At 72.0% G+C, this 23618-nt stretch carries 23 protein-coding genes; 11 read left to right on the top strand and 12 right to left on the bottom strand.

Annotated elements, in window-relative coordinates; genetic code table 11:
• The first annotated feature begins 47 nt into the window (after positions 1–47).
• The 3 genes from pgsA (at position 48) to ACFSL2_RS08180 (ending at position 1757) form a co-directional block, all read left to right on the top strand.
• Positions 48–638, top strand: a complete 591-nt coding sequence (gene pgsA, locus ACFSL2_RS08190; RefSeq protein WP_377197379.1) for a CDP-diacylglycerol--glycerol-3-phosphate 3-phosphatidyltransferase — start codon at positions 48–50, stop codon at positions 636–638.
• Positions 635–1156 (top strand): CinA family protein, encoded by a 522-nt coding sequence (locus ACFSL2_RS08185; protein ID WP_377197378.1) that lies wholly within the window; start codon positions 635–637, stop codon positions 1154–1156. The genes pgsA and ACFSL2_RS08185 overlap by 4 nt, the downstream gene beginning before the upstream one ends.
• Before the next feature lie 247 nt (positions 1157–1403).
• A complete protein-coding gene (locus ACFSL2_RS08180; protein WP_116674556.1) occupies positions 1404–1757 on the top strand; it encodes a helix-turn-helix domain-containing protein in 354 nt (117 codons plus the stop codon).
• A gap of 96 nt (positions 1758–1853) precedes the next feature.
• Here the strand turns inward: ACFSL2_RS08180 and ACFSL2_RS08175 are convergent, their stop codons facing one another.
• Positions 1854–2651, bottom strand: coding sequence for a DNA-formamidopyrimidine glycosylase family protein (locus ACFSL2_RS08175; protein ID WP_377197377.1), 798 nt, complete (start codon positions 2649–2651; stop codon positions 1854–1856).
• A gap of 212 nt (positions 2652–2863) precedes the next feature.
• Here ACFSL2_RS08175 and ACFSL2_RS08170 point away from each other — a divergent pair, with 212 nt between their 5' ends.
• Complete coding sequence (locus ACFSL2_RS08170; RefSeq protein ID WP_377197376.1) at positions 2864–3802, top strand: DUF998 domain-containing protein; 939 nt, start codon at positions 2864–2866, stop codon at positions 3800–3802.
• Here the strand turns inward: ACFSL2_RS08170 and ACFSL2_RS08165 are convergent.
• Positions 3768–8909, bottom strand: a complete 5142-nt coding sequence (locus ACFSL2_RS08165) for an Lhr family helicase (protein ID WP_377197375.1) — start codon at positions 8907–8909, stop codon at positions 3768–3770. The genes ACFSL2_RS08170 and ACFSL2_RS08165 overlap by 35 nt on opposite strands.
• A gap of 73 nt (positions 8910–8982) precedes the next feature.
• Between ACFSL2_RS08165 and ACFSL2_RS08160 the strand changes: the two genes are divergently transcribed.
• The 3 genes from ACFSL2_RS08160 (at position 8983) to ACFSL2_RS08150 (ending at position 11366) form a co-directional block, all read left to right on the top strand.
• Positions 8983–9216, top strand: coding sequence for a DUF3046 domain-containing protein (locus ACFSL2_RS08160; RefSeq protein ID WP_377197374.1), 234 nt, complete (start codon positions 8983–8985; stop codon positions 9214–9216).
• Positions 9217–9481: 265 nt separating this feature from the next.
• Positions 9482–10699 carry a recombinase RecA gene (gene recA / locus ACFSL2_RS08155; RefSeq protein WP_377197373.1) on the top strand — a complete coding sequence of 406 codons (1218 nt, stop codon included), beginning with the start codon at positions 9482–9484 and terminating at the stop codon, positions 10697–10699.
• Positions 10700–10733: 34 nt separating this feature from the next.
• On the top strand, positions 10734–11366 hold the full coding sequence (locus ACFSL2_RS08150; RefSeq protein ID WP_377197372.1) for a regulatory protein RecX: 633 nt from the start codon (positions 10734–10736) through the stop codon (positions 11364–11366).
• A gap of 211 nt (positions 11367–11577) precedes the next feature.
• Here the strand turns inward: ACFSL2_RS08150 and ACFSL2_RS08145 are convergent, their stop codons facing one another.
• The 4 genes from ACFSL2_RS08145 to ACFSL2_RS08130 all read right to left on the bottom strand — a co-directional run bounded on the left by ACFSL2_RS08145 (position 11578) and on the right by ACFSL2_RS08130 (position 15013).
• A complete protein-coding gene (locus ACFSL2_RS08145; protein WP_377197371.1) occupies positions 11578–12462 on the bottom strand; it encodes an amino acid ABC transporter permease in 885 nt (294 codons plus the stop codon).
• Complete coding sequence (locus ACFSL2_RS08140) at positions 12459–13148, bottom strand: amino acid ABC transporter permease (RefSeq protein WP_377197370.1); 690 nt, start codon at positions 13146–13148, stop codon at positions 12459–12461. The genes ACFSL2_RS08145 and ACFSL2_RS08140 overlap by 4 nt, the downstream gene beginning before the upstream one ends.
• A 140-nt stretch (positions 13149–13288) precedes the next feature.
• On the bottom strand, positions 13289–14143 hold the full coding sequence (locus tag ACFSL2_RS08135; protein ID WP_377197369.1) for a glutamate ABC transporter substrate-binding protein: 855 nt from the start codon (positions 14141–14143) through the stop codon (positions 13289–13291).
• 54 nt (positions 14144–14197) lie between these two features.
• Positions 14198–15013: an amino acid ABC transporter ATP-binding protein gene (locus tag ACFSL2_RS08130; RefSeq protein ID WP_377197368.1), complete on the bottom strand. Its 816-nt coding sequence runs from the start codon at positions 15011–15013 to the stop codon at positions 14198–14200.
• 139 nt (positions 15014–15152) lie between these two features.
• Between ACFSL2_RS08130 and miaB the strand changes: the two genes are divergently transcribed.
• A complete protein-coding gene (gene miaB / locus ACFSL2_RS08125; RefSeq protein WP_377197367.1) occupies positions 15153–16856 on the top strand; it encodes a tRNA (N6-isopentenyl adenosine(37)-C2)-methylthiotransferase MiaB in 1704 nt (567 codons plus the stop codon).
• Between the two features lie 35 nt (positions 16857–16891).
• Here the strand turns inward: miaB and ACFSL2_RS08120 are convergent, their stop codons facing one another.
• Positions 16892–17467, bottom strand: a complete 576-nt coding sequence (locus tag ACFSL2_RS08120) for a type III secretion system chaperone family protein (protein WP_377197366.1) — start codon at positions 17465–17467, stop codon at positions 16892–16894.
• Positions 17464–18063 (bottom strand): type III secretion system chaperone family protein, encoded by a 600-nt coding sequence (locus ACFSL2_RS08115; RefSeq protein ID WP_377197365.1) that lies wholly within the window; start codon positions 18061–18063, stop codon positions 17464–17466. The genes ACFSL2_RS08120 and ACFSL2_RS08115 overlap by 4 nt, the downstream gene beginning before the upstream one ends.
• Before the next feature lie 121 nt (positions 18064–18184).
• Here ACFSL2_RS08115 and ACFSL2_RS08110 point away from each other — a divergent pair, with 121 nt between their 5' ends.
• Genes ACFSL2_RS08110 through dapF form a run of 3 tightly spaced genes read left to right on the top strand, consistent with a single transcriptional unit; the run spans position 18185 to position 20745 of the window.
• A complete protein-coding gene (locus ACFSL2_RS08110) occupies positions 18185–18799 on the top strand; it encodes a hypothetical protein (protein WP_377197364.1) in 615 nt (204 codons plus the stop codon).
• Positions 18800–18808: 9 nt separating this feature from the next.
• Positions 18809–19783 carry a tRNA (adenosine(37)-N6)-dimethylallyltransferase MiaA gene (gene miaA / locus ACFSL2_RS08105; protein ID WP_377197363.1) on the top strand — a complete coding sequence of 325 codons (975 nt, stop codon included), beginning with the start codon at positions 18809–18811 and terminating at the stop codon, positions 19781–19783.
• Entirely contained in the window at positions 19780–20745 is a 966-nt protein-coding gene (gene dapF, locus ACFSL2_RS08100) for a diaminopimelate epimerase (RefSeq protein WP_377197362.1), read from the top strand. Before miaA ends, dapF begins: the two co-directional genes overlap by 4 nt.
• Before the next feature lie 17 nt (positions 20746–20762).
• On the opposite strand, the gene ACFSL2_RS08095 is transcribed toward dapF, so the two are convergent.
• The 4 genes from ACFSL2_RS08095 to ACFSL2_RS08080 all read right to left on the bottom strand — a co-directional run bounded on the left by ACFSL2_RS08095 (position 20763) and on the right by ACFSL2_RS08080 (position 23591).
• Positions 20763–21362, bottom strand: a complete 600-nt coding sequence (locus ACFSL2_RS08095; RefSeq protein ID WP_377197361.1) for a class I SAM-dependent methyltransferase — start codon at positions 21360–21362, stop codon at positions 20763–20765.
• Positions 21363–21622: 260 nt separating this feature from the next.
• A complete protein-coding gene (locus ACFSL2_RS08090) occupies positions 21623–22333 on the bottom strand; it encodes a hypothetical protein (protein WP_377197360.1) in 711 nt (236 codons plus the stop codon).
• Complete coding sequence (locus ACFSL2_RS08085; RefSeq protein ID WP_377197359.1) at positions 22330–23229, bottom strand: ATP-binding cassette domain-containing protein; 900 nt, start codon at positions 23227–23229, stop codon at positions 22330–22332. The genes ACFSL2_RS08090 and ACFSL2_RS08085 overlap by 4 nt, the downstream gene beginning before the upstream one ends.
• Entirely contained in the window at positions 23226–23591 is a 366-nt protein-coding gene (locus ACFSL2_RS08080) for a GntR family transcriptional regulator (RefSeq protein ID WP_377197358.1), read from the bottom strand. Before ACFSL2_RS08080 ends, ACFSL2_RS08085 begins: the two co-directional genes overlap by 4 nt.
• Positions 23592–23618 lie beyond the last annotated feature (27 nt).

Raw genomic sequence — 23618 nt, 5'->3', positions numbered from 1 at the left:
CTCGCCGATCGGTCCGGACGCGGGTGAACCGCAGTTAGGCTGGAGCAATGGTCAACGACGCTCCGTCGCCCTGGAACATTGCGAACATCGTCACGATGATTCGCATCGCCATGGTCCCGTTCTTCGCCTGGGCACTCCTCGTCGAGGGCGGGGACGACACCACGTGGCGGCTCGTGGCCACGGCGATCTTCGTGGTCGCTGCGATATCGGACAAGGTGGACGGCTATCTTGCCCGGTCGCGCGGGCTCATCACCGACCTGGGCAAGCTGCTCGACCCGATCGCGGACAAGCTCCTCATCGGCGCGGCGCTGATCCTGCTCTGGATTCCGCTCGGCGAGCTGCCGTGGTGGATCCCGGTGGTGATCCTGGTGCGGGAGCTCGGCATCACGTTCATGCGCATGGGCATGCTCAAGTACGAGGTGATGCCGGCGTCGCGCGGTGGCAAGCTGAAGACGGTGCTGCAGGCCGTGGCGATCTCGCTCTTCCTGCTGCCGCGGGAGGGTCTGGACTGGCTCACCGTGATCGCGTGGATCGTCCTGCTGGCGGCCTTCGTGGTGACCGTGGTGACGGGCCTCGAGTACGCCTATCAGGGCTGGAAGATCCGTCGCGACGCACGGGCCGGGGCCTCCAACCCATGACCGCGTCCCGTCTCCTCGCCGAGGCGGCCGTGCGGGGGTGGACCATCGGCGTGGCCGAGTCGCTCACCGGCGGGCTCGTCACGGCATCCCTCGTCTCGGTACCCGGTGCGTCGAGCGTGCTCCGCGGCGGTGTCGTCGCCTATGCCACGGACCTGAAGGCGGAGCTGCTGGGTGTGGACCCCGACCTGCTCGCCGAGCGGGGCGCGGTCGACGAGGCGGTCGCCGCTCAGATGGCGGCGGGCGTGCGGCAGGCGACGGGGGCTGACGTGGGGCTCGCCACGACCGGCGTCGCGGGGCCGGACGCCCAGGACGGTCACGCGCCGGGTGTGGTCTTCGTCGCAGTGAGCACCCCGGTGGCGTCCGAGGTGCACCGGCTGGACCTCGACGGCGACCGGTCCCAGGTGATCGGCGACGCCGCGCGGGGTGTGCTCGCACTAGCATTGACCCTCGTCAGCGATGCTGTGGGTGAAAACTGCGACACACCGCCCGCCGTATTTCCTGAAGTTACAGACAAGTGAAACTTCTTGGCTTAATCTTGCACTGGGCTTGACGGGGGTGGTCTCCGGGAACAAGGCTCAGAGCCACGACGTTGGTCCCGGTGTGATCATGAACAGGCCGACCACCCGGAGCCGGCGCAAGAAGTCTCCGAGTGCGGGGTACGGTAGAACGAACTCCACGCCCGGAGCACGCACCGCACGTAAGGCACGTCCGGTCCAGGCAGGGCAGGGCGTGAGTTCAGGGACAGGCACTGAAAGGGGGCGCGAGATGGTCGTACTACGGCGAGAAATCGGAGACGTGCTGCGTGACACGCGGCAGCGTCAGGGGCGCACCCTGCGCGAGGTTTCGTCGGCGGCGCGAGTGTCGCTGGGGTATCTCAGTGAGGTGGAGCGAGGGCAGAAGGAGGCGTCGTCCGAGCTTCTTGGCTCCATCTGCGAGGCGCTCGACGTGCCGCTGTCCTTGGTCCTGCGTGAGGTGAGCGACCGCGTGGCGGTGGCCGAAGGATTCCAGATTCCGGACACGATCCCGGCGGACTTCGTCGCGGGCCTCCTGGCCAGGGGAGGCGACCGGACCGCAGCGCGGCGCGAGGTCGCGCAGTCCGACCTGGCACCGGTCGGCTAGCAGCCGGCAGGCTCAGCCAAGCACCACAGCCAGACAGAACCAGGGCGGGACCCCACGTATCGCGGGGTCCCGCCCTGGTTCTGTCTGGCGGCAGTGTCAGGCCGAGCTGGACGCCTGGCAGGTGCTGCACCAGAACACGGGTCGTTCGTAGGGCTTCTCGTTCGCCGAGCCCACGCTGATCGGTGTGCCGCACCGGTGGCACGGCCGGCCCGCTCGCCCGTGCGCGTGCATCTCGACGGCGCCGAGGCCGCGGGCCCGCCCGACGGCGACGCTGCGCTCCATCAGGCGACGGGCGGTGCGGAGCAGGTCGTGGCACTCCTCGTCGGCCAGCGCCCCGGTCGGCGTCCACGGGAACAGCTTTCGGGCGAACAGTGACTCGGCCATCCAGATGGTCCCGATACCCGCGACGGTGCGTTGGTCCAGCAGGGCGGCGCACAACGGGCGGTCGGGCTGCCGGGCGAGCCGCGCCGCGGCGTCGGGCAGGCCGGTGGTGGGGAAGTCGGCGCCCAGCACATCCGGACCCAGCCCGCCGAGGACGCGCTGCTCGTCGTGCGTGCGCAGCAGGTCGAGCATGCCGAGGTGCCATCCGGTGGCGGTCCACGCGTCCGTGGCCAGCACGGCGCGGATCGCGGGATGCCGGGCCGAGGCGTCACGCGATCCCGTGCGGTGGACCTTCCAGAGACCCTCCATGCGCAGGTGCGTATGGAGGGTGCGTCCGTCGTCGAGCCGCGTCAGCAGGTGCTTGCCGTAGGCGCTGGTCTCGAGCACGGTTGCGCCCGTCAGGTCCGCCGCCCCGGCACTGGGCCAGCGCAGCTCCGCACGAACGAGCGGCAGGCCCCGCAGTGCCGCGGTGAGGCGTTCGGCGGTGAGTCGCAGTACATCGCCCTCTGGCACGTATGCTCCCCTCGTCGTGGGGCTTCAGCGTAGTGTGCGCCGAGCCGAGGAAGGCTGGAGAACCGGCATATCACCCACCTCGACACGGTCTGGATCCGGCCCCCGCCCGGACGGCCGTCCGTGACGTATCAGGGATCGCCCGCAGAAAGATCAGGGCGCGATCAGGGGTAAAACTGATGGTTTCCGAGCGCCCGCTCCAGGACCCTTGTCGTATGACCGCCGCAGCCGTTGACCTGGGAAGACTCCCTGACCAGCCGTCCGCACCCGTAGACCCGCGCAGCACGCGCACCGTCGGTTGGTTCGGAGCGACGGCACTGCTTCCGATGGTCGCCGCGCACGTGGTGGGAGCGTCCGTCGTCGACCCGGTGCTCGACCCGATCAGCTGGTATGCCTTCGTGCCCGGCGGTGGCGAGCTCATCCTGGCCGGCGGCCTGGTCCTTGCGGTGCTCGGGCTGATCCTCACGGTCCGGATGTATCGCGCCGGGCTGGCGGTCGGCCCGGTGCCCGCCGCCGCGATGATCCTCTTCGCCGTGGCGATGGTGCTGGTGGGCGCGTTCCCGACCGACCCACCGGGTACGGAGGCCTCGCTCTCGGCCACGATCCATCGGGTCAGCGCGGCAGCGGCGTTCTGCGTGCTCCCTGTGGTGGGCCTGAGCCTCGAGCGGTCGATCCGGGCTCCCCGGTCCGCGCTTCCCCGAGGCCTGCGGACGGCCGCCACCGCCCTGGGCGTGGTCGTCACGCTGTTCCTCGTGGTGCACCTCTCGCTGGTCTTCTTCGCCAGCTCCGGGATCGTGGCCTTCGGCCTGATCGAACGTGTCGGCTTCGTGATCATGATCGCCTACCTGTTCCTTCTCGCGGCCACCATCGACCGTGAGGATCTGACCCGGCAGCCCGAGACGATCGGGAGCGCCCGGTACGAGGCGATCGAGACCGCCGAGCTCGAGGCACTCGGCGCCGGGCGGCGCCTGGCGATCGAGCCGGCCCGGCCGGAGCTCACCCGTCCCGAGCTGACCCGTCCCGAGCTGATCCGGTCGGAAGCGCCCCGGGTCCTGATCGCCCGGTCGGAGACGGCGACGGCGCACCAGGGCCCCGAGGCGCCGGCGCACGCTCTGGTGCTCAGCGGATCGAGATCCGCAGACCTCGTGGGGTGACCGCGAAGCCCGCCTCCACGAGCGCCCGCGCCACCGGATGGTGCCGCGCGGCCTCCAGGGCGGGCACGCCATCGACCCGCTGCACCACCAGGCGGCCCAGGCGGCCGTCACGGACCGTCCGGGCCAGCGCCGCGGCGGCGACCGCGAGCCGCGCCGGGTTCTGGGTGAACGACAGGATCGTCCGTCCACCTCGCTCCACGAACAGTGCGAGGTCACCGTGCGTGAGCACCACGACGGCTCCGGCCTTGCGGCCGGGCCGGTGCGCCGTGGCGGGCCGGCTCTCGGCGCTCCTGCTCGCCGCCGCTGCCGTGTCCTGCGCCGGGCCGGCCCCTGCGGACCCAGGCGCGCGGTCGACGGAGCCCGGGGTGCCGTCGCGGCCCGGTGCCCCGCTCGCCGGCCAGGCGAGGGCCGCGCCGTACGGGTTGGCGGGGTCCATCGAGGCGAGCACGACGGCGCCGCTCGTACTGCTCGCGCCCGTGCCGGTCGCCACGGCCGCCGTGCGCTCGGCGACCTCCAGCTCGGCCTCGACGATCCGGGCACGGTCCTGCGCGTCGACCCGCAGCCGGTCGACGGCGCCGGGCAGCGCGAACTGTGAGCCGCCCAGGTGCTCGACGAAGTACCCCCGACGCACCGCACCGCGTTCCTCCAGGCCGGACAGCACGCGATACACGTCCCGGTAGCCCGCACCGACGCCCTCGGCCGCCGCGCCGGAGCGGGTGAGCACACCGTGCCGCTCGAGCAGCACCTGCGTCAGCGCATGGGCTCGCACGGTAGGGTCGGCCTCGCGCGGGGGGAGGGCGGCCCAGCGGCCACCGCCCCCGGGGACCGACGCGCTGGGCCGCAGCGCCGAGGTCGGCCGCCCCGGTGAGACGGCGAACCGCGAGCGTCGCACCGGTCGGGCGCGGACCGCGGTGCGGGGTGCCCGGTGAGCACCGGCGCCGCTGACCCGCTCCCGCAGGGCCCCCAGCCCGTCGTTCGTGACCTGGCCGGCCCAGACGAGGTCCCACAGCACCTCGAGCACGGCGTCCGGTTCTGCGCCGGTGAGCTCGGCGACCCGCGACAGGAAGAAGCCCCCGGAACCGGTCAGCAGGTCCAGCACGGCGCGGTGCAGCTCGGAGTCGAGCGGGCTCTCCTCCTGGACCGGTTCCAGCTCGGGGAGGGTGAGCGGGGCTCCGTCGGCCAGGTGGAGCGAGACCAGGCCGTCCCCGCCGCCCGAACCGGGCAGCCGGGAGTGGCCCGCCCACAGGACCTCACCGGCGACCGTCAGCTCGTCGAGCAGGGCCGGGGAGTAGTCGGTCACGCGTGCGGGCAGCACCAGGGTCTCCAGGGCCGACGCCGGGACCGCCGCGCCCGCGAGCTGCTCGATCGCCTGGACGAGCCCGTCCGCGGCCCGCAGGAGGCCCGTGGAGACGTTCTGCCAGCGCGGCAGGAAGACACCGAGGGCCTCCTGTTCCACCGGCTCGACCTCGGCCCGCAGCACGGCCAGCGAACGCCGCCGTAGCAGGCGCAGCACGCCCGGGTCGCACCACTCGTCGCCCGTGCCGCCGAGCGAGCCGGGTCGCAGGCTGCCGCGTGCGAGCACGCCGTCGGCCTCGAGACGGGCCAGTCCGTGCGCGACGACCGCGACGCCCAGCCCGAACCGCTGCGCTGCCGAGCCCGCGCCGAACGGCCCGTGGGTGCGGGCATGCCGGCGCAGCAGGTCACCGAGGGGGTCCGGCACGGGCTCCGTGAACGTCTCCGGGATGCCCACCGGGAGGGCGACGCCCAGCGCGTCGCGCAACCGGCCGGCGTCCTCGGCGACCGCCCACTGCTCCGTGCCGGCGATCCGGACGCGGATGACACGACGGGTGGCCTCCAGCTCGTCCAGCCAGTGCGCCACGGCGTGGCGCGCCTCCTCGCGGGTGCGTGCCTCCAGGGCGTCGAGCGGGTGCGGCCCGGTGCGAGAGAGCAGGTCCCACAGGCCCTCGGCGTCCCGGGCCTGGCGGTCCTGCGCGAGGCCGGCCAGCTCCGCCTCGGTGCGTTCGACGGCACCCGGGTCGAGGAGATCCGCCAGATCGGCCGACCCCTGGTCACCGAGGAGTTCGGCGAGCAGCTCCGGGTCGAGCGACAGGGCGGCCGCGCGCCGCTCGGCCAGCGGGGCGTCGCCGTCGTACAGGAACTGCGCCGTGTAGCCGAACAGGAGCGACTGTGCGAACGGCGACGGCGTCGCGGTCGTGACCTCGACGACCCGCACGCCACCACCGGCGATGTCGCGCATGAGGTCGGCCAGGGCGTCGACGTCAAAGTCGTCCTGCAGACACTCGCGGGCGGCCTCGAGCACGATGGGGAAGTCGGGGAACTGGCTGGCCACCTCCAGCAGCTGGGCGGACCGCTGCCGCTGCTGCCACAGGGGCTGCCGCTTGTCGGGCCGCCGCCGCGGGAGCAGAAGCGCGCGCGCCGCTGCTTCCCGGAACCGCGCGGCGAACATCACCGACGAGCCGAGCTCGTCGCGGACCGCCCCGAGCACCTCGTCCGGGTCCAGGAGGAGGTCGTCGAGAGCTACCTGCCCCGGGGCGTGCTGGGCCGGCGGGCCGGCGTCGGCGTCCTGGGCCGTCCCTGCGTCCCACGGGTCGCCCTCCCAGCCCCCGCCGGAGTCGGGCAGCCGCAGCACGATGCCGTCGTCCGAGTGCATGGCGGCGACGTCGAGGCCGAAGCGGGCCCGGAGGCGGGCGGCGATCACGAGGGCCCACGGGGCGTGCACCCGCGCACCGAGCGGTGAGTGGATCACCACCCGCCAGTCGCCGAGCTCGTCGCGGAACCGCTCCACGACCACCGTCCGGTCGTCGGGTACGCGTCCGGTGCCCAGCCGCTGCTCGGTCAGATAGGCGGCGAGGTTGTCCGCCGCCCAGGCATCGAGCCCGCCCTCGCGCAGGTGCTTGCGGCCGGCGTCCGGGTCGGCCGCCAGTGCGGCGTCGGCCTCCCGGACGAACGCGCCGACCGCACGTCCGAGCTCGGCCGGTCGGCCGGGGGCGTCACCCTTCCAGAAGGGCAGGCGGCCCGGCAGACCGGGTGCCGGGGTGACCAGCACGCGGTCGGTGGTGATCTCTTCGATGCGCCAGGTGCTCGACCCGAGCGTGAAGGTGTCGCCCACGCGTGACTCGTAGACCATCTCCTCGTCCAGCTCGCCGACCCGCTTGCCACCGCGTGGGCGGGCGGCACCACCGGTCACGGCGTCTGTGAGCACGTCGCCCGGTGCGCCGCCGGTCGGCGCGTCGGTGGCGAGGAAGACGCCGTAGGCACCCTTGTCCGGGATGGTGCCGCCGCTCGTGGCGGCCAGCCGCAGCGCGCCGGGCCGGCCCCGGAGCATGCCCGTCGCGCGGTCCCAGGTGATGCGGGCGCGCAGCTCTGCGAAATCCTCGCTGGGATACCGGCCGGCGAGCATGTCGAGCACGGCGCGCCACGTCGCGTCGCCGAGGTGCGCGAACGGCGCGGCGCGCCGGACGAGGGCGAGCAGCTCGTCCTCGGCCCAGTCGTCGACGGCGAGGGCCGCCACGACCTGCTGCGCGAGGACGTCGAGCGGGTTGGCCGGGACGTGCATGTGCTCGATCTCGCCGGCGCGCATCCGCTGTGCGATGACCGTGGCCGGCACGAGGTCGCCGCGGAACATCGGGAAGACCACGCCCTTGGACACCGCGCCCACCTGGTGGCCGGCCCGGCCGATGCGCTGGAGGCCGCTCGCGACGGACGGCGGCGCCCCGACCTGGACCACGAGATCCACCGCGCCCATGTCGATGCCGAGCTCCAGCGACGACGTGGCGACCACGGCAGGCAGCCGGCCCTCCTTGAGCGCTGTCTCGGTGCGGGTGCGCTCCGCGCGACTCATCGACCCGTGGTGGGCCCGCGCCAGGAGGGTCTCGCCCTGGCCGGGTACCGCCTCGGGCAGGCCGGAAGGGCCGGGCTGCCCGGGCTGTCCAGGAGTGGGCCGCGGGATACCGGCACTGGTGCCCGACTGCCCCGGCACGAGGGCGGCCCACGTGCTGGCGGGGTCGGCGAGCTCCAGACCCTGGCGCTGGGCCCAGACCTCGTTCATGCGGGCAGTCAGGCGTTCGGCGCCCCGCCGGTTGTTCGTGAAGACGATGGTGGAGGTGTGGTCCGCCACGAGGTCGACCACCCGCTCCTCGACGTGCGGCCAGACCGAGGCCCGGCGCAGGGGCCGCGTGGCCTCGCCCGAGAGGTCGATCTCGTCGTCGCCGGTGCCCGGAGCGTCCGTCTCGGTGCTGCCGGGCCCGGCGGCACCAGCCGTGGGGGCGCCCTCCGCCGGTGCGGCGGCGTCGGTCGGTCCGGTGGCGGGCGCGCTGTCGAGGTCCGCGAGGTCCGGGACCGGCACGACGACGTCGATGGCCCACTCCTTGTGCGACGGCGGCTGCACGACGGCGACCTCGCGGGCCGCGCTGTCGTCGCGGCCGCCGCCGAGGAACCGGGCGACTGCCTCGACCGGGCGCACCGTCGCCGACAGGCCGATGCGTTGCGCCGGCCGGCCGAGCAGCTCGTCGAGCCGCTCCAGGCTGAGGGCGAGATGGGCGCCGCGCTTGGTGCCCGCCACGGCATGGATCTCGTCGAGCACCACGGTCTCGACGCCGGCGAGCCCGGCGCGGGCCGACGAGGTGAGGATGAGGAAGAGCGACTCCGGCGTCGTGACGAGGATGTCCGGGGGGCGGGTGGCGAACGAGCGCCGCTCGTTCGCGGGCGTGTCACCCGTACGCATGCCGACGGCGACGTCGGGCACCTCGATGCCGTCCCGGGCCGCGGCCTGGCGGATACCGGTGAGCGGGGAGCGCAGGTTGCGCTGCACGTCCGCGGCGAGGGCCTTGAGCGGTGAGACGTACAGCACCCGGCAGCGACGGGTCCGTTCCTCGGGCGGGGGAGCGGACATGAGGCGGTCGATCGACCAGAGGAACGCCGCGAGCGTCTTGCCGGACCCGGTCGGCGCGACCACGAGCGCGTGCTGGTCGCGCGCCACGGCGTCCCACGCGCCGGCCTGGGCGGCGGTGGGCTGGGCGAACGCCCCGGTGAACCACGTGCGGGTGGCGGGTCCGAACCGGGAGAGCGGGTCGTCGGGCGTGGGCATGGACCCATTCTGTCCCCGACCACTGACAGCGGCCGGTTGCCGGGGCCCGCTCGAGGAGACGTAGGGTTGCCGGGTGCGCGAACGGGATTTCTGGCAGCTGATCGACGAGGTCTTCGGTCCCGCCTACGGGCGCGCCCTCGCACGCGAGCAGGTGCTGCCCGCGCTGGACGGCCGGACCCCGGCGGTCGCCCTGGACGACGGCGACGAGCCGCGTGACGTGTGGCACGCGCTGTGCGACGCGCTGGACGTGCCCGACGCCGAACGGTGGGGCAACGACAAGTACCGACAGGCGCCGCCGCGCCGCTGAACCGTCGGGCTCGACGGCCCGGAGTGCGCCGGGCGTCCGATCCCGCGAGACGCCCTGCGAGACGCCCTGCGACACGCCGGTGCGCGTGCCTTGCCTCGAACAGGCGTTCGGCTAGACTTCGACCACAGGCACGGATTTCGGAACGTCGTCCACAGGCGGCGGCCGGAGAAGGCGTTCGTGTCAGTGGCTCCGCGTACGGTCGGCAACGACGTACAGAGCCATCCACGCCGGCGCACAGAGCGCCCCGAAACCGAAGGTGTTGCACATGCCCGCACCAGCAGATCGCGACAAGGCCCTCGAAGCGGCCCTCGCCCAGATCGACCGCAGCTTTGGCAAGGGCTCGGTCATGCGCCTCGGCGACGAGACCCGCGCGCCCATCGAGGTGATCCCGACCGGTGCGATCGCCCTCGACGTGGCGCTCGGCATCGGCGGCCTGCCCCGTGGCCGTGTGGTCGAGGTGTACGGTCCCGAGTCCTCGGGCAAGACGACCATCGCGCTGCACGCGGTGGCCAGTGCGCAGCGTCAGGGTGGCATCGCGGCGTTCATCGACGCCGAGCACGCGCTGGACCCGGACTACGCCAAGAAGCTCGGCGTCGACACGGACGCCCTCCTGGTCTCGCAGCCGGACACCGGCGAGCAGGCGCTGGAGATCACGGACATGCTGATCCGCTCCGGCGCGCTCGACATCATCGTGATCGACTCCGTCGCCGCGCTGACGCCCAAGGCCGAGATCGAGGGCGAGATGGGCGACAGCCACGTCGGTCTGCAGGCTCGCCTCATGTCGCAGGCCCTGCGCAAGATCACGGGCGCGCTCAGCTCGTCCGGCACCACCGCCATCTTCATCAACCAGCTGCGCGAGAAGATCGGTGTGTTCTTCGGCTCGCCCGAGACCACCACCGGTGGCAAGGCGCTGAAGTTCTACGCGTCGATCCGCCTCGACATCCGTCGCATCGAGACCCTCAAGGAGGGCACGGACGCGGTCGGTAACCGGACCCGGGTGAAGGTCGTCAAGAACAAGATGGCCCCGCCGTTCAAGCAGGCGGAGTTCGACATCCTGTACGGCCAGGGCATCTCTCGCGAGGGCGGCCTGATCGACATGGGCGTGGAGCACGGCTTCGTGCGCAAGTCGGGCTCGTGGTTCACCTACGAGGGCGACCAGCTCGGTCAGGGCAAGGAGAACGCGCGGGCGTTCCTGCGGGACAACCCCGACCTCGCCAACGACATCGAGAAGCGCGTCAAGGAGAAGCTGGGCGTGGGCCCGAAGGTCGACGCACCGGCGGACGGGGAGGCGGCCGGAACGGCCGCTGCCACCACCGACAGCGCACCGGCCGCGGGCACCGTCGCGGCGGCGAGCTCGTCCTCCCGGACGACCGCCACGGCGAAGGCCACGAAGGCCGCCGGTGCGCGTGCCAAGGCTGCCAAGCCGGCGGCCTCGAAGACCGCGGAGAAGGCGGAGGCGGCGGCCGAGAAGGCGCCGTTCTGACGTGGAGTACGGTAATCCAGCGGATGGTCCCGGCGTGGGGAAGCGTCGGGGCCGTCCGGCTGCTCGGGAGGGTGGCTGGACGAGCAGCCGTGGACGTCGTGGCAGCACCGACCGGGCGCCCCGGCAGACCGTCGCGGAGCGGCTGGAGGCCGGCGACATCAGCCGGGACGAGGCCGTCGAGAAGGCCCGCGAGGTAGTCCTGCGAATCCTGACGGCAGCGCAGAAGTCCCGCCGTGAGCTCGAGCAGTCGCTGGCCCGGAAGGGCTACCCGGAGGACGTCGTCGTGCAGGTGCTCGACCGGTTCGACGAGGTGGGCCTGGTGGACGACGCGACCTATGCCGAGACCATCGTCCGCACCCGGCACGCCGAGCGCGGCCTGGCCCGGCGTGGCATCGCGGCAGAGCTGCGTCGGCGGGGGATCGACGAGAACACGGCCGTCGAGGCCCTGGACCAGCTCGACCCGGACGACGAGCGGGTCGCGGGCGCGAAGCTGGCCACCAAGCTCATCACCCGCACACGCAGCCTCGACCGCCAGGTGCGGGTGCGCCGCGCCGTCGGCTCGCTCGCCCGGAAGGGCTACGCACCCGGTCTGGCCTTCGAACTGGTCCGCGACGCGCTCACCGCGGAGGGCGAGGAGACGGGCGACCTCGACTACGTCGAGGACTGACGCAAGCCGTTCACACGTCAGGGGCCGCCTCCGCTACCCGGCGGAGGCGGCCGCTTCGTTGTCCTGTCGCGACATCCCCTGGTGCGGGGTGCGCTCATCCTGGGGGTGGACCCACAGCAGAACCTGTCAGCTGCCGCGCAGATCCGGTCGTGCCACCGTGAACCCGACCCAGCCGGCGCAGTGTGGAACCGCCGGCGCAGTGTGGAACCGGTCAGGCAGCTCCCGCACCCGGCCCGCCCGCTGCGGCCGTCGGGTTGCCGATCCCGGCACCCTCGACCGTGGCACCTGCCGTCCGGCTGGACAGCAGCCTCGCGAGCCGGTGGGCCACGACGGTGAGCAGGTAGTTGATCACGATGAACACGACGGCCACGACGACCAGCGCCTGCAGCGGGTTCTGCGCGTTGGAGGAGAGCACCTGCGCGGACCGGAGCAGCTCGGGGTACAGGATGAGCTGGCCGAGCGCCGAGTCCTTCAGCACTACCACGAGCTGCGAGATCATCGCGGGCAGCATGGCGACGAGAGCCTGCGGGAGCTGGACCGAGCGGAGCGTCTGCCCAAGAGTCAGTCCGACGGCCAGCCCTGCCTCGCCCTGCCCCTTCGGAAGGTTCCCGACGCCGGACCGGACCAGCTCCGCGATGACGGAGCCGTTGTACAGGACGAGGGCCAGGACCACGGCGGCGAAAGGCCGGTCGGCGATCCACTGCGCCTGCGCCGAGAAGAACATGTAGAAGAAGATCATCATCAGCAGGACCGGCACCGCGCGGAAGAACTCCACGACCACGCCCGAGAACCACCGGATCGGGCGAATGTGCGACAGCCGTCCGACACCGAAGAGGATGCCGAAGGCCACCGAGCCCACCGTGGCGAACAGTGCCGAGCGCAGCGTGTTCTGCAGGCCCGGCAGGTAGTAGGACTGCCAGGCCTCAGCGGACACGGCGTTCTGCCAGAGCGACGACTCGAACTGGCCCTTGTCGTACAGCACGGACGCCAGCCAGGCGAGCCCGGCGAGCACCAGCACCGCGGAGACGATGTTGCCGACCGTGGACAGGGCCCGTGCACGAGGTCCCTGAGCGTCGAACAGGACGGACGCGGTCATCGCTTCACCGCCAATCGGGTGGACAGCCAGGTGGTGGTCAGGCCGATGGGGATCACCAGGATGACGTAGCCGATCGCGAACAGGAGGAAGATCGCGACCATGAGGTCCGGGCGGAACTCGATCATGGTCCTCATCAGTGAAGACGTCTCGTTCGCGACCGAGGCGGCGATGGCGACGGTCGAGTTCTTCAGCAACGCGATGAGCGTGTTGCCGAGCGGTGCGATGGCCCCGCGGAACGCCTGCGGCAGGATGATCATGGTCGCCGCGGGCAGGAACGAGAGCCCGATCGCACGCGCGGCCTCGGCCTGGCCCACGGGCACCGTGTTCACGCCGGAGCGGATGGCCTCGCAGACGAAGGCCGCGTGATAGACGGCCAGGCCGATCACCGCGAACCAGAAGAACGTGGTGTTGAGGTCGTCCGAGAGCGAGATCGCGAGCTGCGAGAACAGCACCAGGTACGTGAACGTGAGGATGATCGTCAGCGGTGTGTTCCGGAAGATCGTCACGTAGGCGGTGCCTACCCACTGGAGCGACGCGATCGGTGATATGCGCATCAGTGCGAGCACGGTGCCGAGGACCAGGGACAGAATTGCGGCCCAGAACGTCAGCTGGATGTTGACCCAGAACGCGCCCAGGACGTCGTACTGCGCGAAGAGCTCGGCGAACCCGGCGAAGAGGTCGTCCACGGTCACCTTTCAGGATGGATGGTCGGGAGCGTCGCGGCACGAGCCGGCGACGCCGGACGCGCCCCGACGCCGGACCGGTGACCGCCCGGGAAGGCGGGTGGTCCGGCGTCGGGCGCGCAGATCAAGGATGGTTCAGGAGGTCACTCGCAGGCGTCCGGCTCCGGCGGGTTGAGCTCCTCGTTCGGGCTGTAGTCGGCGCCCTCGGTGTGCTTGGCCACGAGCTCTTCCCACGTGCCGTCCTCGATCATCTCGGTGATCGCGGTGTTGACCTCTTCGCAGGTGTCCGTGCTGCCGTCCGGCAGGCCGACGCCGTAGCGCTCCTCCGAGAAGGGCGCGCCGACGACCTTGAACTTGCCGGCGTTCTGCTCGGTCGCGGCCAGGCCGGCGAGGATGATGTCGTCCGTGGTCACGGCGTCGACGGCGCCGGAGGCGAGGGCCGTGACGCAGTCCGCGTAGCCAGGGCGCTCCACGAGCTGCACGCCCTCGGCGTGGTCGTTCTTGATGTTCTCCGCCGACGTCGAGCCGGAGACCGAGCAGAGGTTCTTACCCTCCAGGTCCTCCGGGCCCATGATGTCGGTGTTGTCGGCCGCGACGAGCAGGTCCTGACCGGCGACGAAGTACGGGCCGGCGAAGTCGACGAGCCCCTTGCGCTCGTCGGTGATCGAGTAGGTGGCGAAGATCATGTCCACCTCGTCGTTCTGCAGCGCCGTCTCGCGGTTGGCCGAGATGGTCTCGGCCCACTCGATCTGGTCCTCGGAGTAGCCGAGCTTGTCGGCCACGTAGCGAGCAACGTCGGTGTCGAAGCCCGTGAACTCGGAGCCTTCCTTGAGACCCAGGCCCGGCTGGTCGTACTTGATGCCGATCCGGATGGTCTCGCCGCCGGCAGCGGCGGTGTCGTCGCCGGTCGGCTCGCCGACCTCTGCGCTGCCACATGCGGACAGAGCGAGGGTGGATGCCGCCGCCATTGCCAGCAGGCCCATGGTGTGCTTACGCATGATTCCCCTTCGGTAGTTCGGGATCCGTTGCGGAACCCTTGGCTGGGTGAAAGATCAGTGGGTCAGGATCTTGGAGAGGAAGTCGCGGGCCCGATCACTCTTGGGCGCCGTGAAGAACTCCTCGGGGGGAGCCTCTTCGACGATCTGACCGTCCGCCATGAAGACGACGCGGTGGGCGGCCTTGCGGGCGAAGCCCATCTCGTGCGTGACGACGATCATCGTCATGCCCTCCTCCGCGAGGGCCACCATGGCGTCGAGCACCTCGTTGATCATCTCGGGGTCGAGAGCCGACGTCGGCTCGTCGAAGAGCATCACCTTGGGCTGCATGGCGAGGGCGCGCGCGATGGCGACGCGCTGCTGCTGGCCGCCCGACAGCTGCGCGGGCATCTTGCCCGCCTGGTTGTCGACACCCACCCGCTCGAGCAGGGCATGGGCCTGCTCCTCGGCGTCCTTCTTGCTCATGCCCCGGACCTTGCGCGGTCCGAGGGTCACGTTGTCGAGCACGGTCTTGTGCGCGAACAGGTTGAACGACTGGAAGACCATGCCGACGTCGGCCCGCAGCTTCGCGAGGGCCCTCCCCTCCTGCGGCAGGGTCTCGCCGTCGACGGCGATGCTGCCGTCGTCGATGGTCTCAAGGCGGTTGATCGCTCGGCACAACGTCGACTTGCCGGAGCCGGACGGGCCGATCACGACCAGCACCTCGCCCTTGTGCACGGTGAGGTCGATGTCCTGCAAGACGTGCAGCGCACCGAAGTGCTTGTTCACGTGCTTCAGCTCTACGAGGGGCGCCCCGAGGACGCGGTCCGACGTCGGAGCGTCCACGGTCTCGTCGGCCGCCGGTTGGCCGGTGGTCGGGGTGCTCTGGTCCATCCCTTGAACCTAACGATCCGATGTTTCAAGGACCAAGCCGACGGGTCATCCCGAGACAACAGTTCGGTAACAGATGCCCGCAATCGGCCGGATCCTGCACTGTTCGGCACCGCTCGACAGGGGTCGTAAAATCGACTCGATGTCCACGACCGCCGTCACCCCAGCCCTGCCCTCCGCCGCCGCGACCGACCCCTCGACGGGTCCAGCCGTCAGCGACGAGGCGCCGGAGCAGCCACCGCGCACCTACCTGGTGCGCACCCTGGGCTGCCAGATGAACGTGCACGACTCCGAGCACATGGCGGGAATGCTGGAGGAGGCCGGGTACCAGCGGGCGTCCACCCAGGACGAGGCGGCCAACGCCGCCGACGTCGTGGTGATCAACACGTGCGCCGTGCGCGAGAACGCCGCCAACAAGCTGTACGGGAACCTGGGCCAGCTCGCCAGCATCAAGGCCGCGCGGCCCGGTATGCAGATCGCCGTCGGGGGCTGTCTGGCCCAGAAGGACCGGGGCGACATCGTGGCCAAGGCGCCGTGGGTCGACGTCGTGTTCGGCACGCACAACCTCGACGCTCTGCCGGTGCTCCTGGAGCGCGCCCGGCACAACGAGGCGGCACAGGTGGAGATCGCGGAGTCCCTCCAGGTCTTCCCGTCGACCCTGCCGACCAAGCGTGAGTCCGTCTACGCCGGCTGGGTCAGTATCTCGGTGGGCTGCAACAACACCTGCACCTTCTGCATCGTGCCGCACCTGCGCGGCAAGGAACGCGACCGCCGTCCGGGCGAGATCCTCGCCGAGGTGGAGGCGCTGGTCGCCGCCGGGGCCATCGAGGTGACGCTGCTCGGGCAGAACGTGAACAGCTACGGCGTGGAGTTCGGCGACCGCGGTGCGTTCGCCAAGCTCCTGCGCGCGTGCGGCCGCATCGAGGGCCTGGAGCGGGTGCGGTTCACGTCCCCGCACCCCGCCGCGTTCACCGACGACGTCATCGCCGCCATGGCCGAGACCCCGAACGTGATGCCGCAGCTGCACATGCCGCTGCAGTCCGGCTCCGACCGGATCCTGCGTGCGATGCGCCGCTCCTACCGTTCCGAGAAGTTCCTGGGGATCCTCGACCGTGTGCGGGCCGCGATGCCCGACGCCTCGATCACCACCGACATCATCGTCGGCTTCCCTGGTGAGACCGAGGAGGACTTCGCCGAGACCTTGCGCGTCGTCGAGGCTTCGCGGTTCGGCTCGGCGTTCAGCTTCCAGTACTCGCCGCGCCCGGGCACGCCCGCCGCGACGATGGCCGACCAGCTGCCCAAGGCGGTGGTCCAGGAGCGCTTCGAGCGGCTGCTGGCCCTCCAGGAGCGGATCGGCGCGGAGGAGGCCGACAAGCAGGTGGGGCGCACGCTCCAGGTCCTCGTGGCCGAGGGGTCCGGCCGGAAGGACGGTGCCATGCACCGCCTGTCGGGCCGCGCCGAGGACAACCGCCTGGTGCATTTCGGGCTGCCCCAGCATTTCGGGCTGCCCCGCGCCTCCGACGGCTCAGGTCCGGGCGGCGAGGCGCTCGACCTCACGGGCGCCCCGGTGAGCCTCGACGACCCGCGCCTGTCCGCCGCCGTGCCCGAGGGCCTGCCGCGACCCGGCGACGTGGTGACCACCACCGTGACCAGAGCCGCCCCGCACCACCTGATCGCCGACCCCGTCTCCGCCGAGCCTCTCGTGGTGCGGCACACCCGCTCGGGGGACGCGTGGGCCGAGCGGGAGAAGGTGCGCCTCGGCGGCGGGGAGGACACCCACTCCCACGGCACGCCTGCGCCGTCGGGCCCGGTCTCGCTGGGCCTGCCGACCCTGCGCGCGAGGTAGCGCCGCGGCGGTACCCCGCCGGGCCCCGGGCCGCGCTACTTCGTGGGGCCGTCCGGACCGGCGTCCGGCTCGGTGTCCGACGGCGGAGCGAGGGACGCCACCGTGGAGAAGAACTGGCTGGCCGTGACGAGGCCGCACGACACGGTCTGGGCGAGCTGGTCCTCGGTGGCTCCGTGCTCGAAGTCGACCGAGACCTCCGCGTACAGGGCGAGCCCCGCGGCCTCCTCGCGCGTGTAGACCTTGGGCCAGATGCGCTCGCGGTTCCAGTCGTTGGCTGCCTGCAGCACCGCAAGGCGCGCGCCGGCGGGCAGCGTACCCGCCCAGCGGCCGCGTACCTGCAGGATCTCGTCGTGCTCGCCGAGCAGCAGGAACCAGAACCGGTTGCCGTCCCAGGTGCCGGTCACGTCGCCGTCGTCGTCGATGCGGAACCGGTAGCCGCGGCGCGAGAGGTCGTCGCCCACGCGCTGGGTGCTCAGCGGCCGAGGCTTCTCGACCTGGACGTTCGCGATCGTGCGGGTCTGCGTGCCCGAGGAGCGCCGCGCGGCCGGCGGGCGCGGGTTCAGCAGTCGCGCGAGCCAGCGGCCGGCGCCGCCGCTCCGTGCCCCGCTCATGGCGCGGACCTCAGCGGATCGGGGAACGTCTCGTCCAGGTGCTCGAAGAACATGGAGCCCGTCGTCAGCCCGCACTGCAGGAGCTGGTCCAGCTGGTCCTCCGTGACGCCGTGCTCCAGGTCGACCGTGACCTCGGTGTAGACGAGCACCGCCCCGTTGTCCCGGACCCGGACGTACGTCTTGGGCCAGATGCGCTCGGCGTTCCACTCGTTGCAGAGCTCGAGGATCTCCTCGAGCCGCTCGATGGTCAGGTCGCGGTGCCACTGCCCGCGCACCTGGAGCACCTCGGAGCTCTCGCCGACCATCAGGAAGTAGAACAGCCAGCCGTGCCACAGCCCGCCGACGTCGCCCTCGGAGTCGACGAAGTAGCTGAACCCGTTCTCGCCCAGCCACTCGACGACACGGTCGCGCGTCAGCGGCACAGGAAGGGAGGAGGGATCGTCGAGACCGCCCGTCAGCTCCCGGAGCAGAACGCCCTCGACCTGAGCGCGGAGCTCGTCGTCGTCGAGTTCCTTGGGCTCGGGCTGCTGCGGGCCGGTGGCCGCACGGTCGCCGTCGCCCGCCGTGTTCCGGCGTCGTGACCCGAAGAACCTCACCAGTCCACAGTACCCGCCAGACGCCACCCCCCGCTGCGTCGAGCACGGGAGAAAGGGGGTGGAATGTGCCCGGAACGGCTAGAGGCCGGGCCTGGTGCTACTTTCAGGGATCGTGCGCGCCGTGATCCTGCCAGCGACCCCCTTGCTCCTCCCCGGGGTCGCCCCTGGCCTGGGGGCCGACCCGCTCGCGGGCGTGCGCGAGGCGGTGGCCCGCGCCCTGTCCGACCTCACGGAGGGCGGCCGGCTGCCCGTGGTCCTGGCGCACGGCCCGAGGCTCCGGTACGGGCGCATGCGTCCGTCGCTCGCAGGGTCCGGCATCGGTGACCGGTGGCTTCCCTGGCCACCGACCGGACCGGCTCGTCCCACCGGTGCCCAGGCCGCCTGGGGTGGCGGCGCACGCCCTGCCGCCGGCACCGGCGCGTCCGTAGCACTGCTGGCGCTCGCCGGCGTGCTGGGCGCACGGGCCGCGGACATCGAGACGTTGGAGGTGCCGCCGGGCACGGTCGCGCTGGACGGCGGCCCCCTCGATCTGCTGCGCCATGCGGCCGGCCTGGTCGTCGCCGGCGGGGGAGTGCCCGGCGGGCAGGACAGCGGCCCCGACGCGCTCACGGACGGGATCCGCGCGGCGCTGCGTGCGGCCGGCGCCGACGCGTGGACCGCGGACGTCCAGGTCTTCGAGCAGGCGCACGACCACCTGCCGCCGGAATACCGGGTGACCACCCTGGCGGCGCCTTAGGATCGCCGGGTGATAGTCGTCGCCGTCGTGGGGCCCACCGCCACCGGAAAGTCGGACCTCGCGCTCGACCTGGCACAGGCGCTGGGCGACGCCGAGATCGTCAACGCCGACGCCTTCCAGCTCTACCGCGGCATGGATGTCGGCACGGCCAAGGTGCCGCCCGCCGAGCGGCGGGGGATCCCGCACCACCAGCTCGACGTGCTGGACCCCACGCAGGACGCCTCGGTGGCCCACTACCAGGAGGCGGGGCGCGCCGACCTGGACGCGATCGGCGGACGAGGCGGGCGCGCCGTCGTCGTCGGCGGTTCGGGGCTGTACGTGCGGGCACTGCTCGACGCCATGGACTTCCCGGGTACCGACCCGGACGTCCGGTCCCGGCTCGAGGCCCGTGCGGAGGCCGAGGGGCGCCGCGCCCTGCACACGGAGCTCGCCCGGCTCGACCCTCAGGCCGCCGAGAGCATCGGGCCCCACAACACCCGCCGCATCGTCCGCGCGCTGGAGGTCATCGAGATCACCGGCCGGCCGTACACCGCCAACCTGCCCCGGCAGGAGTACGTGCGGCCCGCCGTGCAGATCGGCCTCGACTGCTCCCGCGAGGTGCTGGACGCGCGCGTCGCATCGCGCGTGGACCGCATGTGGGCGGCCGGTCTCGTCGACGAGGTGCGCGCTCTCGCGAGCCCGGCGCAGGGTGGCACCGGATCCGGCCTGGGCGTCACCGCGGCGCGCGCCGTCGGCTACGCGGAGGTGCTCGCCTGGTGGCGCGGCGAGCTCACCGAGGCCGAGGCCCGCGAAGCCGTCACCGCGAACACCCGGCGCCTCGCCCGCAAGCAGATGGGCTGGTTCGGGCGCGACCCGCGCGTGCACTGGCTGGACGCCGCCTCGCCCGACCTGCTCGACGAGGCCCGCGCGATCGTCGCGGCCGCCGACGCCGGGACCTTGCCGGTTGCCGGCACCGAGCCCGTGCGCCGTAGCCTGGGTTCATGACGCAGCCCGCGACCAGTCCTGTGCCCTCCGCCCCGACCCCGGGCACCCTTGCCTTCACGAAGGGCCACGGCACCCAGAACGACTTCGTGCTGATCGCGGACCCCGAGGGTGTTCTCGAGCTCGGCGCGGACGAGGTGCGCAGGCTCACCGACCGCCGCGGCGGCATCGGCGGTGACGGCGTGATCCGGCTCGCCCCGACCGCGGCCCTCGCCCGCGCCGGCGACCAGGCAGCCCAGGACGCCCTCGCGCACGACCCCACGGCCGAGTGGTTCATGGACTACCGCAACGCCGACGGCTCGATCGCCGAGATGTGCGGCAACGGCGTGCGCGTCTTCGCGGCGTTCGCCGAGCGCCAGGGACTCGCCGACCTGTCCGCTGGCCCGCTCAGCCTCGGCACGCGCGGCGGCGTCAAGCACGTGACCAAGGAGCCGAGCGGCTGGTACGCCGTCGACATGGGGCCCTGGTCGCTGCCCGGCGGAGAGACGGCCGTGGCCGACGGGTACGACGCCGCTGTCGCGGTCCGCGGCTGGACGGCGCCTCGTCCCGCCCTGAGCGTCGACCTCGGCAACCCGCACACCGTGGTCGCCCTGGCGAGCCTCGAAGAGCTCGAAGGGCTCGAGCTCTACTCCGCCCCCGAGGTCGCGCCCGTACCCCCGCACGGCACCAACGTCGAGCTGGTGGTGCCGCTCGGCGAGGAGGAGGGCCCGGACGGCGTCGTCGGCCGCCTCCGCATGCGGGTGCACGAGCGCGGCGTGGGCGAGACGCCCTCGTGCGGTACCGGCGCCTGCGCCGCGGCGCTCGCGGTCCGCACCTGGCAGGGGGGCGCGTCCGGGGACGGGGCTCCCGACACGTGGGTCGTCGAGGTGCCGGGCGGCGAGGTGCGGGTCCGGGTGCTCCCGGGCGGCACGGTCGAGCTCGCCGGTCCCGCAGAGCTGGTCTACTCCGGGCAGTTCACCCGCTAGCGCTGTGCCCTGACAGGTCAGGCCGCCACGCGCAGGATCCGGAACCCCTTGGACGACGCCTCGCGGGCGACCGCCAAGCCGAGCGCGTCGGTGATCCAGCGCGCGAGCGAGTCGGACCCGAGGTTCTTCTGCACCACGAGCCACGCCTCCGCGCCGTCGGCGAGCCGGGGCAGCCAGCGCGTCAGCAGATCGTGCAGCGCCTGCTTGCCGACGCGGATCGGCGGGTTGGACCAGCACAGGTCGAACTCGAGGCCGTCCGGCACGTCGTCGGGCAGAACCGCCCGGACGTTGCCGAGCCCGAGCCGCTCGGCGTTGCGGCGCACCAGGTCGAGGGCCCGCTCGTTGACGTCGACCGCCCACACGGTGGCGTGCGGCGCCTCCAGCGCGAGGGAGATCGTGATGGGTCCCCAGCCGCAGCCCAGGTCGAGCAGGTTGCCCGACGGCGGAGGCGCCGGCACCCCGTTCAGCAGCACCGCCGTGCCCTTGTCGAGGCCGCCGGGGGAGAAGACCCCCGGTGCCACCTCGACCTCCAGCTCACGGCCGGCGAGGTGGACGGTGCGGGTGCGGCGCTCGTCGTCCGAGGCGGGCTGCGCGGTGAAGTAGTGGTCGGTGGACACGGCGTCATCGTATTGCTTGCCGGGCGGCGAGGCGGGTGCGGACCGGCGGGCGGACCGACCGTTGGTCAGCAGACTTTGTCGCGGTCTTGGTCAGCGACTGCAGACCTCGTTGCGGACAGCGGCCCTGTATCCGCGACCAACTCTGCACTCGCGGATCACCAGTGCGACCAAGTCTGCTTTCACTCCCCGGCAGCGGCTGGACTTCTGATCCGGCCCGAGCCGCAGCTCCGCTGCCCGCCCGACCGCGCTGACCGCCGCCGTCAGCGCACGATCGCCGGCCGGAGGAGCAGCCAGCTGCCCACGGAGGAGAGCACGATCACGACCCCGGAGGCCGCCGCGAGCCACCACGGCTGGAACGCCGCGGCGATCTCGCTCATGGCGGGGATGACGACGATCAGGGCGGTCACGATCACGAGCACCACGCCGGCCGCGATGAGCTGCGGTCCACGGGCGGCGAAGCGGACCCAGGACGCCGCGAAGACGCCGCCGACCGTGAGCGCGGTGAGCACCCCGAGGAACACGATCGGAACCAGCCGGAACAGGTCTCCGGCGCCGAGGACGTAGACGTCGAAGATGTAGAAGCCGGCGAACCAGTGGTCGGTCGCCAGCTCGATCGCGGTGAGCAGGGCGAGCACCACGGTGATGTAGGCGGCGGTGATGGCGTACCACAGGAGCGTGCCCGTGACGAAGGACCGTCGCGTCGCGCCGAGCGTCAGCGCGAAGGGAAACGTCGTGGCGACCGAGGCGACCCCGAAGTAGACCAGGAAGCCGAGGAGCCCGTACGCGATGCCCGGATTGCTCTGTGACCCCTGGATCCAGCCCTCGGTGCCCGGCAGGCTCCCCGAGCGCCAGAACAGCAGGGAGACCAGCACGGAGAACGCGGCGACGGTCCCCGCGATGTACAGCGGGACGGCGAACGTGCTGGTCCGCTGGTTGAGGTGCAGCCTGACCGTGGAGACGACGGCGCTCATGCTCGGGTCCCTTCCTCGATGGGTGCGGATCCCTCTTCGCCGTACGCGGCGACGAGGTCTTGCAGGGACGCCGGGGCCAGGCGGGCGCCGAGGCCCTCGGCGTCCGCCCGGACGGCGTCGTCCGCCGTGCCCAGCACCGTGACCGACTTCAGCCCCGAGACCGTGTGGGAGCGCAGGACCGTGTGCCGCTGGGCCAGCTTGTCGACGGCGGCCGTCGTCCCGCTCAGGGTGAAGGCCAGGTCCCTGGCGTCGTCGACGTCGCTGTCCACGCGCACCCGGCCGCGGTCGACGACCACGACGCGGTCGAAGAGCTTCTCCGACTCCTCGATGAGGTGGGTGGACAGGAGCACGGTGCGAGGGTGCGCCGCGTAGTCGCGCAGCAGCATGTCGTGGAACGCGGCCCGTGCGGTGACGTCGAGGCCCAGGTACGGCTCGTCCAGGAGCGTCACCGCGGCGCGGGACGCCAGGCCGAGGATGATCGCGACCGAGGACAGCTGGCCCCTGGAGAACTTCTTGATCTCGGTCCTCGTCGGGATGCGAAACGCCTCGGCGAGCTCGCCCGCGACGTCCTCGTTCCAGTTCGGCGCGAACTCGGGCGCGATCCGGAGCACGTGCCGGAGCCGGTAGCTGTCCGGGTAGCGCTGGTTGTCGCGGACGAAGCTGATCCGGGAGAGCACGGACTCGTTCTCGAACGGCCGCTGCCCCAGCACCTCCACCCATCCCGAGGTGGGTCTGTCCTGCCCGGCGATGATCGACATGATGGTCGTCTTGCCTGCTCCGTTGCGTCCGAGCAGCCCGCAGATCGAGCCCTCCGGTACGGCGAAGCTCACCCCGTCGAGCGCGTTGGTGCGCCCGAACGTTCTGGTCGCCGAGTGCACGTCGATGGCGTTCGTCATGATTCGTCCTCCTGCTTCTCGTCGATCATGTGATGGAGCTCCGCGTCGTCGATGTCGAGGTATCGCGCCTCGCGGAGGAGCGGCTTCAGGTACCGCTCGCGGAACTCCTCCCGCCGCCGGGAACGGAGGAGGTCGCGGGCGCCGTCGGCGACGAACATCCCGATCCCGCGCTTCTTGTACAACGCCCCCAGCTCGACGAGCAGGTTGACGCCCTTGCTCGCCGTGGCCGGGTTCATCTGGTGGAAGACGGCGAAATCGGTCGCCGACGGCACCGCCGTCCCCTCGGGGTACGTACCGGCAACGATCTCGTCCGCGATCTTGGCGGCGAGCCGCTGAAAGGCCGGACCCTCGTCTACGAACACGTTGCCACCGTAGTCCATTACCCGACT

This window comes from Promicromonospora aerolata, from assembly GCF_042682255.1.
Taxonomy (GTDB): Bacteria; Actinomycetota; Actinomycetes; order Actinomycetales; family Cellulomonadaceae; genus Promicromonospora; species Promicromonospora aerolata.
The sequence above is the reverse complement of the archived record's forward strand: the minus strand, read 5'-3'. Positions and strand labels throughout refer to the sequence as shown.

Bases quoted from the DNA above. Each gene is read 5' to 3' on its own strand.
- miaB (WP_377197367.1), top strand. From the start codon at position 15,153: ATGTCCACGACCGCCGTCACCCCAGCCCTGCCCTCCGCCGCCGCGACC.
- ACFSL2_RS08130 (WP_377197368.1), bottom strand. From the start codon at position 15,013: ATGGACCAGAGCACCCCGACCACCGGCCAACCGGCGGCCGACGAGACC.
- ACFSL2_RS08185 (WP_377197378.1), top strand. From the start codon at position 635: ATGACCGCGTCCCGTCTCCTCGCCGAGGCGGCCGTGCGGGGGTGGACC.
- dapF (WP_377197362.1), top strand. From the start codon at position 19,780: ATGACGCAGCCCGCGACCAGTCCTGTGCCCTCCGCCCCGACCCCGGGC.
- ACFSL2_RS08180 (WP_116674556.1), top strand. From the start codon at position 1,404: ATGGTCGTACTACGGCGAGAAATCGGAGACGTGCTGCGTGACACGCGG.
- ACFSL2_RS08090 (WP_377197360.1), bottom strand. From the start codon at position 22,333: ATGAGCGCCGTCGTCTCCACGGTCAGGCTGCACCTCAACCAGCGGACC.
- ACFSL2_RS08165 (WP_377197375.1), bottom strand. From the start codon at position 8,909: ATGCCCACGCCCGACGACCCGCTCTCCCGGTTCGGACCCGCCACCCGC.
- ACFSL2_RS08145 (WP_377197371.1), bottom strand. From the start codon at position 12,462: ATGACCGCGTCCGTCCTGTTCGACGCTCAGGGACCTCGTGCACGGGCC.
- pgsA (WP_377197379.1), top strand. From the start codon at position 48: ATGGTCAACGACGCTCCGTCGCCCTGGAACATTGCGAACATCGTCACG.
- ACFSL2_RS08135 (WP_377197369.1), bottom strand. From the start codon at position 14,143: ATGCGTAAGCACACCATGGGCCTGCTGGCAATGGCGGCGGCATCCACC.
- recA (WP_377197373.1), top strand. From the start codon at position 9,482: ATGCCCGCACCAGCAGATCGCGACAAGGCCCTCGAAGCGGCCCTCGCC.
- ACFSL2_RS08170 (WP_377197376.1), top strand. From the start codon at position 2,864: ATGACCGCCGCAGCCGTTGACCTGGGAAGACTCCCTGACCAGCCGTCC.
- ACFSL2_RS08085 (WP_377197359.1), bottom strand. From the start codon at position 23,229: ATGACGAACGCCATCGACGTGCACTCGGCGACCAGAACGTTCGGGCGC.
- ACFSL2_RS08120 (WP_377197366.1), bottom strand. From the start codon at position 17,467: ATGAGCGGGGCACGGAGCGGCGGCGCCGGCCGCTGGCTCGCGCGACTG.